The 14,887-nt window shown below is 65.7% G+C and carries 14 protein-coding genes; 5 read left to right on the forward strand and 9 right to left on the reverse strand.

Features of this window, described 5'->3' with window-relative positions; genetic code table 11:
- From BRAO375_RS18430 to BRAO375_RS18465, 8 genes are all read right to left on the reverse strand, one after another.
- A complete protein-coding gene (locus tag BRAO375_RS18430) occupies nt 1-642 on the reverse strand; it encodes a YoaK family protein (RefSeq protein ID WP_009028969.1) in 642 nt (213 codons plus the stop codon).
- Nucleotides 643-702: 60 nt separating this feature from the next.
- Nucleotides 703-2,466 carry a SulP family inorganic anion transporter gene (locus BRAO375_RS18435; RefSeq protein ID WP_009028970.1) on the reverse strand — a complete coding sequence of 588 codons (1,764 nt, stop codon included), beginning with the start codon at nt 2,464-2,466 and terminating at the stop codon, nt 703-705.
- A gap of 93 nt (nt 2,467-2,559) precedes the next feature.
- A complete protein-coding gene (locus BRAO375_RS18440; protein WP_009028971.1) occupies nt 2,560-2,862 on the reverse strand; it encodes a helix-turn-helix domain-containing protein in 303 nt (100 codons plus the stop codon).
- 132 nt (nt 2,863-2,994) lie between these two features.
- Nucleotides 2,995-4,020, reverse strand: a complete 1,026-nt coding sequence (locus BRAO375_RS18445) for a histidine kinase dimerization/phosphoacceptor domain -containing protein (protein ID WP_009028972.1) — start codon at nt 4,018-4,020, stop codon at nt 2,995-2,997.
- Between the two features lie 311 nt (nt 4,021-4,331).
- Complete coding sequence (locus BRAO375_RS18450) at nt 4,332-6,380, reverse strand: elongation factor G (RefSeq protein WP_009028973.1); 2,049 nt, start codon at nt 6,378-6,380, stop codon at nt 4,332-4,334.
- A 187-nt stretch (nt 6,381-6,567) separates the two neighbouring features.
- A complete protein-coding gene (locus tag BRAO375_RS18455; protein ID WP_009028974.1) occupies nt 6,568-7,038 on the reverse strand; it encodes a DUF992 domain-containing protein in 471 nt (156 codons plus the stop codon).
- Between the two features lie 174 nt (nt 7,039-7,212).
- Nucleotides 7,213-7,737 carry a DUF992 domain-containing protein gene (locus BRAO375_RS18460; RefSeq protein ID WP_009028975.1) on the reverse strand — a complete coding sequence of 175 codons (525 nt, stop codon included), beginning with the start codon at nt 7,735-7,737 and terminating at the stop codon, nt 7,213-7,215.
- A 121-nt stretch (nt 7,738-7,858) separates the two neighbouring features.
- Nucleotides 7,859-9,061, reverse strand: a complete 1,203-nt coding sequence (locus BRAO375_RS18465) for a pyridoxal phosphate-dependent aminotransferase (protein ID WP_009028976.1) — start codon at nt 9,059-9,061, stop codon at nt 7,859-7,861.
- Nucleotides 9,062-9,266: 205 nt separating this feature from the next.
- Here BRAO375_RS18465 and BRAO375_RS18470 point away from each other — a divergent pair, with 205 nt between their 5' ends.
- The 5 genes from BRAO375_RS18470 to BRAO375_RS18490 all read left to right on the forward strand — a co-directional run bounded on the left by BRAO375_RS18470 (nt 9,267) and on the right by BRAO375_RS18490 (nt 12,565).
- Nucleotides 9,267-10,499, forward strand: a complete 1,233-nt coding sequence (locus BRAO375_RS18470; RefSeq protein WP_009028977.1) for a glycosyltransferase family 87 protein — start codon at nt 9,267-9,269, stop codon at nt 10,497-10,499.
- A 193-nt stretch (nt 10,500-10,692) separates the two neighbouring features.
- Nucleotides 10,693-11,343: a glutathione S-transferase family protein gene (locus BRAO375_RS18475; protein ID WP_009028978.1), complete on the forward strand. Its 651-nt coding sequence runs from the start codon at nt 10,693-10,695 to the stop codon at nt 11,341-11,343.
- Between the two features lie 191 nt (nt 11,344-11,534).
- Nucleotides 11,535-11,780, forward strand: coding sequence for a hypothetical protein (locus BRAO375_RS18480; protein WP_009028979.1), 246 nt, complete (start codon nt 11,535-11,537; stop codon nt 11,778-11,780).
- A 68-nt stretch (nt 11,781-11,848) separates the two neighbouring features.
- Nucleotides 11,849-12,043: a hypothetical protein gene (locus BRAO375_RS18485; RefSeq protein WP_009028980.1), complete on the forward strand. Its 195-nt coding sequence runs from the start codon at nt 11,849-11,851 to the stop codon at nt 12,041-12,043.
- Nucleotides 12,044-12,103: 60 nt separating this feature from the next.
- Nucleotides 12,104-12,565 carry a GNAT family N-acetyltransferase gene (locus BRAO375_RS18490; RefSeq protein WP_009028981.1) on the forward strand — a complete coding sequence of 154 codons (462 nt, stop codon included), beginning with the start codon at nt 12,104-12,106 and terminating at the stop codon, nt 12,563-12,565.
- A 178-nt stretch (nt 12,566-12,743) separates the two neighbouring features.
- Here the strand turns inward: BRAO375_RS18490 and BRAO375_RS18495 are convergent, their stop codons facing one another.
- Nucleotides 12,744-14,720 (reverse strand): AI-2E family transporter, encoded by a 1,977-nt coding sequence (locus BRAO375_RS18495; protein WP_009028982.1) that lies wholly within the window; start codon nt 14,718-14,720, stop codon nt 12,744-12,746.
- Nucleotides 14,721-14,887: the final 167 nt, after the last annotated feature.

Here is a 14,887-nt window from a genome sequence, read left to right on the forward strand (position 1 = left end):
TCAATGCTCCGGATCTGCCGTGACGGCGGCGAAAAACGCGATCAGCAGCGCCGCACAAGCGCCGGCCCAGACGGCTGTGAGGCCGAGACGGAGATAGGCGAAGGCACCCGCGGCAGAGCCCGCCACCAGCGCCGCCCACAGCAGCAGGTTCGACAGCCAGCCGAGCCGCGGCCCACCGGCCAGAGCGACAGCGACGGCCTGCCCGACCTTGACCAGCGCGCCGGTGACATAGGTCAGCCCGAGCCCGCCGCTGCCCTTGATCTGAAACGCCGCATTCTCCAGCCCCATCGCGACGACGATCGCCGTCACCGCGCCGAACGGCAGCCCCGCCAGATGGCTGAGCGTGGCCGTGATCAGCAGCGCGCCTTCGACCAGCAGCAGCAGACTCTGAACATGGCGATTGCGCCGCTGCATGATCACGCTGCCGCCCGCCGCGCCGCCGACGAACAGGCCGATCAAGCCGAGCGCGTTCATCGCTTCGTGCCAGCGGCCCTCGGCGAGGCTGACGCCCATGCGGGTCGAGTTGCCACTCATGAACGAGACGAACAGGCCGCCGAGATGCAGGAAGCCGATGCCGTCGACGTAGCCCGCGAGGGCGCTGAGCGTGCAGGCGAGCAGGAGGTTGCGGCGGCTGTCGAGCATGCGACACAGCCAACCACCTCGTGGCCTGTGCTTTCAAGCCGGAAGCGGTCCCCTGGCAAATCAGCTCGCCGCCAGGCCGTCGGCGATCTCCTGGGGCGGCGTCTCCTTGCCCTTGATGTCGGCCACCGCGCGCTCGATGGTCTCGCGATAGCGTACCAGCGGCGGCCGCACGCCGTGGGTCAGCAGCGCCCGGCGCACCGTCGGCGAGGCGCCGGTGATGAACAGGCGGATACCCTGGCGCTTGGCCTTGGCGGCGACGCGGCTCATGGCATTGGCCGCGGTCGAATCCAGGAACGGCACGGCGGCAAAGTCGACCACGAATGCCTTGCGGCGATCGGCGATGGAGTCGAGCACGGTGCCCACCGTCGAGGCGGCGCCGAAGAAGAACGCGCCGGTGATGCGATAGACCAGCACGTCCTTGTCGGCGCTGAGCTTGGGATTATAGGGCACGCGCACGCCGTCCTCGAAATCGGCGCGGTCCTCGGCGACCAAAGGCGATCCATCCTCGACGCCGGTCATCTGCGCCATGCGGTTGATGAAGAGGACCGCACCGAGCGCGAAGCCGACCAGGATGCCCTCGGTCAGGTCGCGGAAGATGGTGAGGCCGAAGGTCGCCAGCAGCACGGTGGCATCGCCCCAGGAAGAGCGCACCAAGGTGGCGAACTCATGCTTCTCGGCCATGTTCCAGGCGACAACGACGAGCACCGCCGCCAGCGCCGACAGCGGAATGTAGCTCGCCAGCGGCGCCGCGATCAGCATGAACACCATGAGGAACAGCGAATGCAGCATGCCCGAGACCGGGCCGCGCGCGCCGGCACGGACGTTGGTCGCGGTGCGCGCGATGGTTCCGGTGACGCAGATGCCGCCGAACAGCGCCGAGCCGACATTGGCGAAGCCTTGGGCAACCAGCTCGCAGTTCGAGCGATGCCGCCGTCCGGTCATGCCGTCGGCGACGACGGCGGACAGCAGCGACTCGATCGCCCCGAGCAGCGCAAAGGCGATCGCATCGGGAAACACCGCCTGGATCTTGGCGAGCGAAAACGCCGGCAGCGCCGGCGCCGGCAGTTCGCGCGGAATCCCGCCGAACTTGGTGCCGATGGTTTCCACCGGCAGCTGCAGCGCATAGGTGAAGGCCGCCGCGACGACGACGGCGATCAGGATGCCGGGCCAGGTCGGCCGCAGGCGCTTGAGGCCAACGATGATCGCGATCGACAGCGCAGCAAGCGCCACAGCTGACAGGTTCGCCGTCGGCGCGCCATGCGCGAGCGCCATCAGCTTCGGGATCAGCTCGCCGGGCTCCTTGGACGCCAGCGTGATGCCGAACAGATCCTTCAGCTGGCTGGCGAAGATGATGACGGCGATGCCGGCGGTGAAGCCGACCGTCACCGGATAGGGAATGAACTTGATGTAGGTGCCGAGCCGCAGATAGCCGGCGATGACCAGCATCACGCCGGACATCATCGTCGCCAGCAGCAGGCCATCGAGGCCCTGGCGATCGACCGTCGCCGCGACCAGCACGATGAAGGCGCCGGCCGGGCCGCCGATCTGGAAGCGGCTGCCGCCGAGCAGCGAGATCAGGAAGCCGCCGACCACGGCGGTGTAGAGCCCACGGCCGGGCGAGACGCCGGAGGCGATCGCAATCGCCATCGACAGCGGCAGCGCGACGATGGCGACGGTCAGGCCCGCGAGCGCATCGGCGCGGAAATCGCTGAGGCCGTAGCCCTCGCGCAGGACCGTGAGAAGTTTGGGGGAATAGAGCTCGGCAAAGGTCGGCTCATGATGTCCGACCCGCCCCCGCGTGCCGTGCTCGTTTGCGCTGCTCATGCCCATCACGCTCCCGTCGCATCGTCGGGCTGCAAGGCCAGCGCGATGCGTCTCACACGAAGGGCTCAGCAGCCCCTGTGCCGCGCGATGAAGCTAGCTCGCGCCATCGCGCGCAGTGTCAGTTTGACGGCCCAAGCGGTGGGGCGGTCCCGGCTCCTTCAGGCGAACGCCACGCCCGCCATCCTCGCTGCGGGCATGCTCGCCGATCAGATCCACGCCCGCACGATTGAGCGCATCGACGACCTTGGTCAGCGAGTCCACCACGCCGCGGACGTTGCCCGTGGAGGCTTCCATCCGCTGGATCGTCGGCAGCGACACGCCGGCCAGCTCGGCCAAGGTTTTCTGATCAATCCCGAGCAGCGCACGGGCTGCCCGCATCTGGAACGACGTGATCACGATGGCCTCAAGTAAGAGACACCATAATTGATGTCTGAGACAAAGACAATGATGTAAAATACATCATCTGGGGCCAATGACAAGCGGCTCTCGGCACGCGATGACCGCGCACCGCTGCAACGCCGGCTGACTTTACGCCGGAACGTCCTTGGGAAAATCGAGCCGCACGGTCGTGCCGCGGTCGCTGCTGGTGGTGAGCTTGCCGTGCAGTTGCGCGGCCAGGCCCTCGCAGATCCGCAGGCCCAGGCTGTCGCCTTTGCCGGGATCGACACCGGGAGAAAGGCCCTTACCATCGTCCGCGATCGTCAGCGCGTAGCGGGCCTCGTCGAGCGGCCTGAGGCTGACCGTGATGGTGCCCGCCTCGCCCGACTCGAAGGCGTGCTTGAGTGCATTGGTGACGAGTTCGACCACCAGCAGCGACAAGGCGGTCAGCCGGGTCAGATCGAGCTGCGCCGGCACGAAATCGACCACGCAGGCGACGTTGCGCGCGCCGCTCGACTCCAGCACGTCGTTGCAGATGGTCTGAAGGTACGGCCCGATGTCGAGATGTACCCGGCCGGGATCATGCAGCATGCGGTGGACGCGCGAGATCGTCTCGAGCCGCGACTGGGCCTCGCTGAGGATGGCGCCGGCGCGGGATGGATCGGCGGCAGTCTGCCGCTTCTGCAGCATCAGCAACCCGGCGATGAACTGGATGTTGTTGGCGACGCGGTGTTGCAGCTCCTGAAACAGCACGCGCTGATTTTCGTAGAGGCGCTCGGAGACGGCCCGCTCCTGTCGCAGATGCCGCGCAGCCTCGTGCATCAGATGGATCAGCGTGATGTCGACGGCGACGATGAGCGCGTAGAAGCCGATTGCGAGCGCGCCCTGATAACCCGACGCGGGCATGAAGAAGTACCAGGCGAGAGTGCCGCAGAGCGCTCCGCAGACGATACCGGGCCCGACGCCGCAGAAGAAGGTCGTGAGAATGACGGCTGGGAAGAACGTCAGATAGGGAAAGCCGTCCGGCAACGTATCGACCAGGGCCAAGCGGAGCCCGAAGGCTGCGATCGTGGCGCCGAGGGCGATCGCGTAGCCCAGCAGGGCATGCCGGCGAAATCTTTCCGTCGCCTGGGCGGCGCGCAGATAAAATGGAGCGGACGGGAGCTTCTGGATCACGGCAGACAGGGGTAGGGACGGAGAAACTCTCAGGCCCGCGCCATGCTCCCCTCCGGCGCGTCACCACCAAGGGATTTGGGCGGCAGCCGGTCACATGATCGGCCGGTGACGGCATATCAGGTCTGGAGATCGAATGGCATTAGTATAGCACCATCCGCGGAACTCGGTTGGTGCACAAGTGCACATAAGGATTGCGCAGCCTCGGGCACGGCCAGGGCGCGGCCAGGCACTCTTATCGGCTGGAGGGCCATTTCGGCGCGAGAGCAGCCGGGCTCCCAAGCCCGGCTGCATGCGAGAAGCGCTGGATCGCCTCAGGCCGCGTCGCGGTGCGAGGCGATGATGTGGTCGGCGGCGCGTCCCGTCACTTCGGCCATGTGGTCGAAGGTCCGGGTGAAGCTGCCGGCGCCGGCGGTGGCCGAGCGCAATTCGACGATCAGGTCACCGATCTCGGCCTCCGGCATCATGGCGCGGACGCAATCCCAGCCCGGCCAGCCGTCGCGGGTGTCGAACGACAGGATCTGGCCCCGCCGCGCCGACAGGATGGCGTTGATCTTCGCCGTCGCCTCGCTCGGGCAGACGATCTCGACGGTGTGGATCGGCTCCAGCAGCACCGGCGCACATTGCGACAGACCCTCGCCGACGCCGACCCGCGCCGCCGTCCGAAACGCGAGGTCGGACGAATCCACGCTGTGATAGGAGCCGTCCGTCAAGGTCACCGCGACGTCGATGACCGGGAAGCCGAGCGGCCCGCGCGCCAGCGCATCGACGACGCCCTCCTCCACCGCCGGGATGTAGTTGCGCGGGACCGCGCCGCCCACCACCTTCTCGGCGAACTGGAAGCCTTCGCCGCGCGGCAGCGGCTTGATGTCGAGCACGACATCGCCGAACTGGCCGTGACCGCCCGACTGCTTCTTGTGCCGGCCACGCTGCGTGATCGCCTTGCGGATCGTCTCCTGATAGCCGATCGCAGGCGCATGCGATTTGACGCTGACGCCGAAGCGGTCGCGCAGCCGCTCCAAGGCGACGCGCAGATGCATCTCGCCCTGCCCCCACAACACCGTGTCGTGAGTACGCGCGTTCTGCACCATGGTCAGTGACGGATCCTCCTCGTGCAGCCGCTGCAGGGCCTGGCCGAGCTTGACGTCGTCCTTGCGGTCGACGGCCGCGATCGACAGCGCCAGCACCGGGGGACACGGATCGACCTTCGTCAGCGGCTTCGGCGCCGTCTTGCCACTCGCGATGGTGTCGCCCGTCTTGACCGCGTCAAGCTTGCCGAGTGCGATCGTGTCACCAGCCTCGGCCGCCGCGCGCTTGCTGTCGTAAGCGCCGGTCGCGGCGAGAATGCCGGAGACGCGCGCCGCCTCGCCCGAGGCCGCATGCAGGGTGGCGCCATCGTCGAGATGGCCCGACAGCACGCGTGTCAGCGACAGCTTGCCGCCGTGCTGCAGATGCAGCGTCTTGAAGACGTAGCCGAGCGCCTCCTTCGTCTCCTTCACCCCGAGACGCTTCGCCGTGTCGGCAACGCCGGGCGCCTCGTGGCGCAGCGCCTTCATCAGTCGCAGCACGCCATTTTCACGCAAGGCCGAGCCGAGCAGCACCGGACAGATCAGGCCGTCGCGCAATTCACGCGCGAGGTCGTCAAACACGGCATCGCGCGGCGGCGGGATATCTTCCAGCAACTGCTCCATCAACGCATCGTCGTGATCGGCGAGCTTCTCCAGCATCGAGAAGCGCGCTTCCTTCTCGCGGTCGAGATTGCCGCCCTCGAGCGCAATCACCTCCGACGCCTTGTGCTCGCGATAGATGAAGGCGCGCTCCAGCGCGAGATCGACGAAGCCCTCGATCAGCTCACCGTTCCAGATCGGGATCTGCCGCAGCACCAGCGGCACGCGCGACGCCGGCTGCAACGTCGCGAGCGTCTCGCGAATGCGCGCATTGGCGCGATCGATCTTGTTGAGGAACAGGAAGCGCGGAATGCGCAGCTCTTCGAGCTCGCGCAGGATGATCTGCAATTGCGGCAGCTTCTTCTCATCCGCCTCGCACACCACGATCGCGGCATCGACCGCCGGCAAGGCAGCGCGCATGTCGTGCGCGAACTCGATCGAGCCGGGACAGTCGAGGAAGGTGTAGCTGTCGCCCATGAAGGTCGTGGTCGCCGCGGTCATGGCGACGCTCATCTTGTGATGACGCGCCTCCGGGCTGGCATCGCCGACAGAGGTGCCGGCGTCGACGCTGCCGGCGCGCGGGATCGCACCCGTCCGCGCCAGGATCGCCTCCAACAGAGTGGTTTTACCGCTTTGGAAAGGGCCCACCAGCGCGATGCACCGTGGACCTCGGGGACTTCTCAGGTCTTGTCCCATTCGCCGCCTCCTGTCTCTGGAGCTCGGCCCGTGATTGGGTCGGCAAAGCCGAATGCTCTGCCTCGTCTGCCGCTTTGGCAAGCAGGAGACATGCGAAAAACGTCGCTGCACTGCGGAGAACGCACCGCCCCTCCCGCACGATTGCGGGAAGAGCGCTGTTCACGGCAAAGGGAAGATCAACGCCAAGTCAACGTCCGGGGCGCAATTCGAGGCTTTGCAGCCCGGCCGAGACGGACAGGCCGACTTGGCCCTGGACGCTGAGCGGTTGCAGCGCAATCGAGTTGGCGGAGCCGCCGACCAGCACGTTGCCCCCGAGGCCGACGCCGACCGCCGCCGAGCCCTGCGCACCGGCATAATCGCCGGACAGATCGCCCGGCCCGAGCCGCGCGACCGGGGCATAGACCACCCAGGCCAGCAGCGATTCCTGGGTGATGCCCAGATCGAGCCCGACCTTGCGGATCGTCGCGACGTAGCGGTCCTCAGGCAGGCCGTCGGCGCGCAGCACGCAGCCGAGATGGGTCACCGAGCCGACGATGAAGCCGACGCTGGCGCCGCCGCGGCATTCGAGAACGCCGATCCGCACGCGATCTTGCGCCTGGGCGGCGCCGCCGATGCAGAGAACCGCAGCAGTGAGCCCGGCGAGGATGGTCGAGCGCATGAATAAACTCCGGCTGAAATGAGTGTGATGCAGACCCGCGATCGAACTGATGATCACGGGCGACACATCTATGCCACAAGGCTTACAGCCGTACCAGAAGCGGCGGCGTTCATCTGTCTGAACGACTCGCGTGCTCCAGCAGCGCGACGCTGCTGCGAGGCATTGTCGTCGCGGTCAGCGATAGTAGCGCGAGAAGTAGGACGAGGGCTGGCTCGGGCTCGGATGCATCGGCAACAGCGGTACCAGCTCGACCTCGGTAATTCCCGCGGCGAGATTCATGCCGGTCTGCCCCTGCAGGCTGATCGGCTGCAGTTGGGTGGCGCGATCGGTGTCGCGCACCAGGAAGCTGCCGCCGAAGCCGACCAGCGCCGCGGCGTTGGCCGACACGCCGCCGTAGCGTCCGCCGAGCTCGCTGCGGCCAAAATCATTGACGGGCGCGTTGACCGCCCACGCCATCCGGGTCTCGTCCGTCAGTCCGAGATCGAGACCGTAGCGGCGCACCTTGGCGACGTAACGCTCCGGCGCGCGGCCCTGGCTGCGGAAGACGCAGCGCAGCCTGGCCTGCGACATCACGAGCTTGCCGGTCGTCCGGCGCCCCTCGCACTCCAGAACCCCCGCACGCATCGGCCGGCCCTGATGGGCCTGTGCGAGCGGCACACTGATCACCATTGCCACGATCGACAGCACAAGCAGCCGCATCGAACTCCAACCTCACGCAACCCAACTCAGTCCCGGACAAAAGAAAGGCGCCATGTTCAAAACATGGCGCCTTTCAGCCTGGAACTTGACTTCGAGGGTTTCGGAAGCCGCTGTTGCCTGATTACCTCAGATTGCCGCAGAAGCGCTGGATACGCTTGCACGCGTCCTCGAGATCCGAGGTCTTGGTCGCATAGGAGATGCGGAACGCCGGGCCGAGGCCGAACGCCGAGCCATGCACCACGGCCACGCCCTCGGTCTCCAGCAGCTCGGTGACGAAGGTCTCGTCATTGTCGATCACCTTGCCCGACGGCGCGGTCTTGCCGATCGTGCCCGCGCACGACGGATAGACGTAGAATGCGCCCTCGGGGCGCGGGCATTCGATGCCGCTCGCCTGGTTCAGCATCGAGACCACGAGGTCGCGGCGCTCCTTGAACACCTTGTTGTTGGCCGGGATGAAGTTCTGCGGCCCGTTGAGAGCCTCCACCGCCGCCCATTGCGCGATCGAGCACGGGTTCGAGGTCGACTGCGACTGGATCGTCGCCATCGCCTTGATCAGGTGCGCCGGACCGCCGGCATAGCCGATGCGCCAGCCGGTCATGCAATAGGCCTTGGAGACGCCGTTCACGGTCAGCGTGCGGTCGAACAGCGACGGCTCGACCTGGGCCGGCGTGGTGAACACGAAGTCGTCATAGACCAGGTGCTCATACATGTCGTCGGTCATGATCCAGACATGCGGATGCTTGACCAGCACCTCGGTGAGCGCCTTCAGCTCGGCCTTGGTGTAGGCAGCGCCGGTCGGGTTCGACGGCGAGCACAGGATCAGCCATTTGGTCTTCGGCGTGATCGCCTTCTCCAGCGCCGCCGGCTGCAGCTTGAAGCCGTGCGCGGCGGTGCAGACCACCGGCACCGGCTCGCCGCCGGCGAGCGCCACCATCTCCGGATAGCTGACCCAATACGGCGCCGGGATGATCACCTGGTCGCCCGGATTGATGGTCGCCATCAGCGCATTGTACAGCACCTGCTTGCCGCCGACGCCGACGATCACCTGGTTCGGCTTGTAGGTCAGGCCGTTCTCGCGCTGGAACTTGCCGATGATGGCTTCCTTCAGCTCGGGGATGCCGTCGACCGCGGTGTACTTGGTCTTGCCGTCCTGGATCGCCTTGATCGCGGCCTGCTTGATGTTGTCCGGCGTGTCGAAATCCGGCTCGCCGGCGCCGAGGCCGATGACGTTGCGACCCGCCGCTTTGAGGACGCGCGCTTTGTCCGTGACCGCGATGGTCGCGGACGGCTTCACACGGTCGAGCGCAGCGGCGAGAAAGGACATCATCAGCTCCTATGCAGACGTCTTGGATCACGCGTCGTGGATCACCCTCTTCGGGCCACGACCGGTCATGTCAGGGAAACGCCTGCTTTTAAGGCCCGCAGGCCCGCATCGCAAGAAGCTTGGGCACATGGCTCCCAAGACTTTAGAGAACGTTAAAGCCGCCCGGCTAGCCTGTCGGAACGATTGTCCCAATTTTCAGGCCGAAATGACCACTATCGGGTGCGCCCTGCGATCCGGCGACTGGCTGACGGCCACGCGGATCAAGTCCTACAGCTGGATTCTGCTCGCGGTCACGATCGCGGCCATCGCCGGCTGGATCGCGCTGTCCGACGGCCTGATCGACCGCAACGGCAAGCCGATCGGGACCGACTTCTCCAACGTCTATGCGGCAGGCGTGCTGACCCTTCAGGGCAAGGCCGCAGACGCCTATGACCCGCCGTTGCAGCATGCGATGGAGAAGGCCGTGTTCGACGGTCGCGACGTGCCATTCTTCGGCTGGCATTATCCGCCGTTCTTCTTCGCGATCGCCGCGATCACCGCGCTGCTGCCCTATGCCGGTGGCCTTGCGCTCTGGGTCGTGTCAAGCCTGATCGCCTATCTCGCGGTGATGCGCGCGATCCTGCCACGACCCGAGACGCTGCTGGTGGCAGCCGCCTTCCCCGCCGTATTCGTCAACATCGGCCACGGCCAGAATGCGTTCTTCACTGCGGCGCTGCTCGGCGGCGCGTTGCTGGCGATGGAGCGCGGCAGGCCGTGGATGGCCGGCGTACTGATCGGTCTGCTGGCCTACAAGCCGCAATTCGGCGTTCTCATTCCCGTCGCGCTGGTCGCCGGCGGGCGCTGGCCGACGATCACGGCTGCGGCCGCCACCGTCGCCGGGCTGGTCGCGATCAGCTTCGCGGTGCTCGGCCAAGACGTCTGGCATGCCTTCTTCCAGTCCATGACCTTCACCCAGACAGTGGTGCTCGAACAAGGCGGCACCGGCTGGGAGAAAATCCAGTCGGCATTCTCCGCGGCGCGCCATTGGGGCGCGGATGTCAAAAGCGCTTACGCGCTGCAGACCCTGCTGGCGCTATCGCTTGCCGCCGGGCTCGCCTGGCTGTGGCGGAGCGAGGCGGCGTTCGATCTCAAGGCCTCGGCGCTGGCGAGCGCGAGCCTTCTGGCCACGCCCTACGTGCTCGACTACGACCTCGTGGTGCTCGCCGTCGCGATCATCTTCTTCGTGCGCCACGGCCTCGCCAACGGCTTTCGCGATTATGAGCTCAGCCTGCTTGCAGCCGCCTGGATCGTGCCGCTGCTATCGCGCAGCATCGCCGGCCTGACGACGATCCCGCTTGGCCTCCTCGTGCTGATGACTCTCTTCGTGCTCACCTTGCGTCGCGCGATCGCGGATCGCGCGACCGAGATCGACGGACACGCGCGCATCGCACAAGCGTGATCTCGATAGTTTGATTATTTTGGAAAGTTGTTGTTTGCGCGTGCAGTGCAGTAGCGCTTTTCGACTTTTTCCATCCCTCGGCTCTTGCGGCCTGCGTCCTTCGGCATCATTGTCTGGCCGCATTGCGGGACGATCTGGCGTCCGGATGCGCTAGTCTGCGAATCGACGATTCCTCGAACTCGACATTGGCCGGATGTACAAGCTCTATTCGATGCAGCGATCAGGCAACAGCTACAAGGTCCGCCTTGCGCTGGCGCTTCTGAACGCGCCCTATCAGGCAATCGAGATCGACATCCTCAGGGGCGAGAGCCGCACGCCGGACTTCCTCGCCAAGAATCCGAGCGGCCAGGTGCCGCTGCTCGAGGTCGGCGAGGACCGCTACATCGCCGAGTCCAATGCGATCCTGTGGTATGTCGCCGGCGGCACGCCGCTGGTGCCGGAATCGCGCATCGAGCGCGCCGAGGCGCTGCAATGGATGTTCTTCGAGCAGCATGCGCTGGAGCCGAACATCGGCGCCGCCTATTTCTGGCTGCTCTTGGTGAAGGGCGGACGCGACCTGCAGACCCACGCGCTGGAGGACTGGATGGAGCGCGGCTACGCGGCGCTGCAGGTGATGGAGAATCATCTCAAGAGCAACGACTACTTCGCCGCGAAGCAACTCACGGTCGCGGACATCGCGCTGTACGGCTACACCCATGTCGCCGACCGCTGCGACTTCGATCTCTCGACCTTCCCGCGGATCCGCAGCTGGCTGCGCCGGGTCGAGCAGTCGCCGGGTTTCGTGGCGATGGACTGGCAGCCGGCGCTGATCGACTCGGCCGGCATCGCCGCCGACTACGACTGAGCGCTCACCGTAAGACTACCGATCTCCCGTAGAACAGCGGGGAAAATGCACGCGGTGGCGGGAACAAATACCGCTATCGCCATGATTTTGCCGCTTTTGGTCGTTGACCGCCGCAATCCTGCCTATCGCGACCTTAGAATTTACCTCTGCGAGTGATTCGCTCGCGGATGTAGGGGTAAGGGATTCGTCGTATGTCCCGGTGGCGTCGAGCTTCCGTTCCGAGCTTCAGTTGGGTCCCTGGCCTGGCGTCGCCGCACAGCCTGGAACAACACAAAGACCCGAGTACCAACGCCAGCGGCTTCCACGACAACGCGACGCTGACCCTTTCCCCCGGCCTGACCACCGCAGTCGCCGTCGTCATCGCCGCCTGCACGATCTCATTGAGCTTCACCCTCTCTGTGCTGTCGGCTCGCGCCGTCTTGTCGTTGCTCGCTTAGCAGGAAGCCATTTTTGACAACCCTTCGCGGTTTTCGCGACAACAGGCGATGATTGTCTCGCGCTCAAGATGGCGATGAAATCAACGGTCGTAATCGTTGCCGTGACCCTGGCCCTCGCGATCCTGCTGGCGGCGTCACTGCTGATCCTGATCGAGCGGCGGGGCGAACTGTCGCTCTCCCCCAGGACCGCCGAAGAACAGACCATGCATGTCCAATTGATGCGGCCCCCCTCCGTCGACGCGGCGCAGCCGGTCCCCGATTGATCTCGGACCGGGCGGCAAGTATCGAGGACTTCGTCCAACCTGATCAGCGGTGAAGTCCCGATGACCGACGTTCCGACCATTCGCGCCATCATCCGCGAGGACTACGAGCGCTGGCTGCCCTTGTGGGACGGCTACAACGCCTTCTATGGCCGCTCGGGCTCGACGGCGCTGCCGCCCGAGATCACCGCCACGACGTGGGCGCGTTTCTTCGATGCCGATGAGCCGGTGCATGCGCTAGTCGCCGAGAGCGGTGGCGAGCTGATCGGCCTGGCGCATTACCTGTATCATCGCGCCACGACGGCGATCGCGCCGCTCTGCTACCTCAACGACCTGTTCACCAGCGAGTCCGCCCGCGGCAAGGGTGTCGGCCGCGCGCTGATCGAAGCGGTCTACGCGGAGGCCCGGCAGGCCGGCTCGCCGCGCGTCTACTGGCAGACCCACGAGACCAACACCACCGCCCAGGCGCTCTACGACAAGGTCGCCGATCGCTCCGGCTTCATCGTCTACCGCAAGACCGTGTAGCACCACCAGCTGTCACGCAGCCGTCACGCCCGGCGCCTACGCTCACACCCGAGCGCTTGATCGGGCCCCCCGTCACGGATCACGCGCGTCAGCGGTCCCCGTCAGTCGCCGTCTCTGACCGGGGCCGCTTCTTTTCAAGTTGCAAGTAAACGGCGGGCCAGCCAGTCTCGACTGCGTCTCATGCGACATTCGTCGTCGGATTCAGTTTGACCGACGGCAACGGCGGGGACGTCTTGGCCTGCGCGGCGTCGATGCACACCTTGACAGCCTCGCCCATGCTGACGGCGACCAGGTCGGCCTTGGTCGCTTCCTGCAACGCCTTCGCCGCGTCCTGATCGAGATCCGCCGCGCAGCAAACCAACATCACCTTGGCCCTGGGGAGGCGTCGCTTCAGGCGCCGGACGCCGTAGCGCATATGGGCAACGCCGGAGTGCCCGAGATAAACCAGGCAGGCAATCGCAATTCCTGCCGGCTCGAGCTTGATGACATTCGCCGTCGAAAGCGCCTCCGCTCCCGACACCTTCGCCCCCAATCCATGCGCCGAGAACAACTGCGCAAGAAGCACCGCAGCCGCTTCATCGATCGGCGTTCGACCAGCCATGCAAAGCAACGGCTGTTCGCTTCTCCACCCCTCCGCAAGGCTCTCTTTGCTGAGCACCGGTAAGGTGTCGGCGTGCCCGTTGCTCGCCGCGTCGTCGATGGCTGACGCCGCTTCCGGATCAGTCGTCGTCTCGCCAGTCGCGGGAGCGTCATTCTGGTCGGAAAGGTCGACGGTCAACTCGGTCACCGCGTCGCGGATGGTCGCAAGGCGATCATAGGCGAGCGCCCCTCGCTCGACGTCGGCCTGGGCCAATTGCAGCCCTTTCACCGCGACCTCGTCGCAATAGGCAATCAACGAGCGCTCCTTGAGATACTCTTCGGCTTTCTCGGCCGCTTCCGTCGGATCGTTTGCCAGCATGCGCTGGTAGAATATCTCGGGCGGGGACAACGCAGGACGATCGCCGAACATGACGTCGAGAAACTCCAGGCGCTCCACATGCCGTCCGATGACGACGAGACAGACCGTCAGCGGCGTCGCGAGCACCAGCCCGATGGGGCCCCACAGAGCGGTCCAGAACGCGGCGGACACCACCACGGCGACGGGGGACAGACCCGTGCTGCGCCCGTAAACCATCGGTTCGATGACGTGGCCGAGCAGCGGCTCGACGACGACAAACAGGGCCAGCGTCCAGATCAGCATCGTCCAGCCAGGATCGACCGCTGCCGCCAGAGCCAGCGGAAACGCCGCAGCGATGATGGCGCCGATATACGGGACGAAGCGAAGCGCTGCGGCGAGGATGCCCCAAAGAATGGCGCTGGGGATACCAATGAGCCACAAGCCAATGCCGATGACGACTCCGAATCCGCCGTTCAGGGCGAGTTGCGTGAGAAACAGCCGACTGAGCCTCAAGGCCGCATCATCGAGAGCCGCTGTGGTGCGCTGCAGGTCAGATGAGCCCGCAAGGCGAATGAGCCGGTTCCGCAGATCCTCGCGCTGGAGCAAGATGAAGATGACGAAGATGATGATGATGCCAGTGGTCGCCAGCGGATGAATGAGCGGCGATATCAGCGCGCGAAGACTGTCCAGCGCTCCGGGATCAGGCTGGCGCACCTCGACCGGAATCGGGGTCACAGGAGCTGAAGTCGTGTTGCGCAGCCCGCCCGGCGTCCGGGCCTCCGGCTCTTTCGGCTTGTCGAGCTCCTTGCCCAGATCCTTGAGCATGTCCGACGCCCGCTCGAGTGTCCCTCGCCCGGCCTTTGTATCGCGAAAGGACTGGATCTTGTTGCTCATCGTCGATTGATAGTTCGGCAACTCGCTGGCGAGCTGGGCGAGCTGCGTGGCGAGCAGGCTGCCCAACGCAAAGATCACCACGAATGCCAGAACGACCACACTGACGACGGCCAGCCCGCGCGGGGCGCGAAGCCGCTGAAGCTGCGCGACCAGCGGCGCCAGAACGAAGCTGAGCAGAATGGCCAGCGCCACGGGCACAAGGATATCACGACCGAAATAGAGCAGCGCGATGATGATGACCGCGAAAATGGCGACGGCCAAAGCGCTGACCAGGCCGAGAACTTCCTCGGTGGTACGGACCCTGAGCGGCTGTCGGCTGATCATCACCCGATAACAAGCGAGTGAGACTCCAGTTCCCGGGCGGACCTTTCGTCGCATGGACACACGATCGGCGGACTCGACCGATAGCCGGATCACGCGTTCGGCGAACATCAGCCGCCGCCTGCGCCCAAAGACGCTTTGTGCCGAGAAGGCCGCCACGGACGCGGTGA

Origin of the sequence: Bradyrhizobium sp. ORS 375 (assembly GCF_000239775.1) — a bacterium.
In the GTDB taxonomy this organism is placed as follows: domain Bacteria; phylum Pseudomonadota; class Alphaproteobacteria; order Rhizobiales; family Xanthobacteraceae; genus Bradyrhizobium.

What these genes read in the sequence shown, in the direction of transcription:
- BRAO375_RS18485 (WP_009028980.1), top strand. Translation starts at nt 11,849, where the DNA reads ATGGCGATGAAATCAACGGTCGTAATCGTTGCCGTGACCCTGGCCCTC.
- BRAO375_RS18435 (WP_009028970.1), bottom strand. Translation starts at nt 2,466, where the DNA reads ATGAGCAGCGCAAACGAGCACGGCACGCGGGGGCGGGTCGGACATCAT.
- BRAO375_RS18480 (WP_009028979.1), top strand. Translation starts at nt 11,535, where the DNA reads ATGTCCCGGTGGCGTCGAGCTTCCGTTCCGAGCTTCAGTTGGGTCCCT.
- BRAO375_RS18450 (WP_009028973.1), bottom strand. Translation starts at nt 6,380, where the DNA reads ATGGGACAAGACCTGAGAAGTCCCCGAGGTCCACGGTGCATCGCGCTG.
- BRAO375_RS18495 (WP_009028982.1), bottom strand. Translation starts at nt 14,720, where the DNA reads ATGATCAGCCGACAGCCGCTCAGGGTCCGTACCACCGAGGAAGTTCTC.
- BRAO375_RS18470 (WP_009028977.1), top strand. Translation starts at nt 9,267, where the DNA reads ATGACCACTATCGGGTGCGCCCTGCGATCCGGCGACTGGCTGACGGCC.
- BRAO375_RS18465 (WP_009028976.1), bottom strand. Translation starts at nt 9,061, where the DNA reads ATGTCCTTTCTCGCCGCTGCGCTCGACCGTGTGAAGCCGTCCGCGACC.
- BRAO375_RS18490 (WP_009028981.1), top strand. Translation starts at nt 12,104, where the DNA reads ATGACCGACGTTCCGACCATTCGCGCCATCATCCGCGAGGACTACGAG.
- BRAO375_RS18430 (WP_009028969.1), bottom strand. Translation starts at nt 642, where the DNA reads ATGCTCGACAGCCGCCGCAACCTCCTGCTCGCCTGCACGCTCAGCGCC.
- BRAO375_RS18460 (WP_009028975.1), bottom strand. Translation starts at nt 7,737, where the DNA reads ATGCGGCTGCTTGTGCTGTCGATCGTGGCAATGGTGATCAGTGTGCCG.
- BRAO375_RS18475 (WP_009028978.1), top strand. Translation starts at nt 10,693, where the DNA reads ATGTACAAGCTCTATTCGATGCAGCGATCAGGCAACAGCTACAAGGTC.
- BRAO375_RS18455 (WP_009028974.1), bottom strand. Translation starts at nt 7,038, where the DNA reads ATGCGCTCGACCATCCTCGCCGGGCTCACTGCTGCGGTTCTCTGCATC.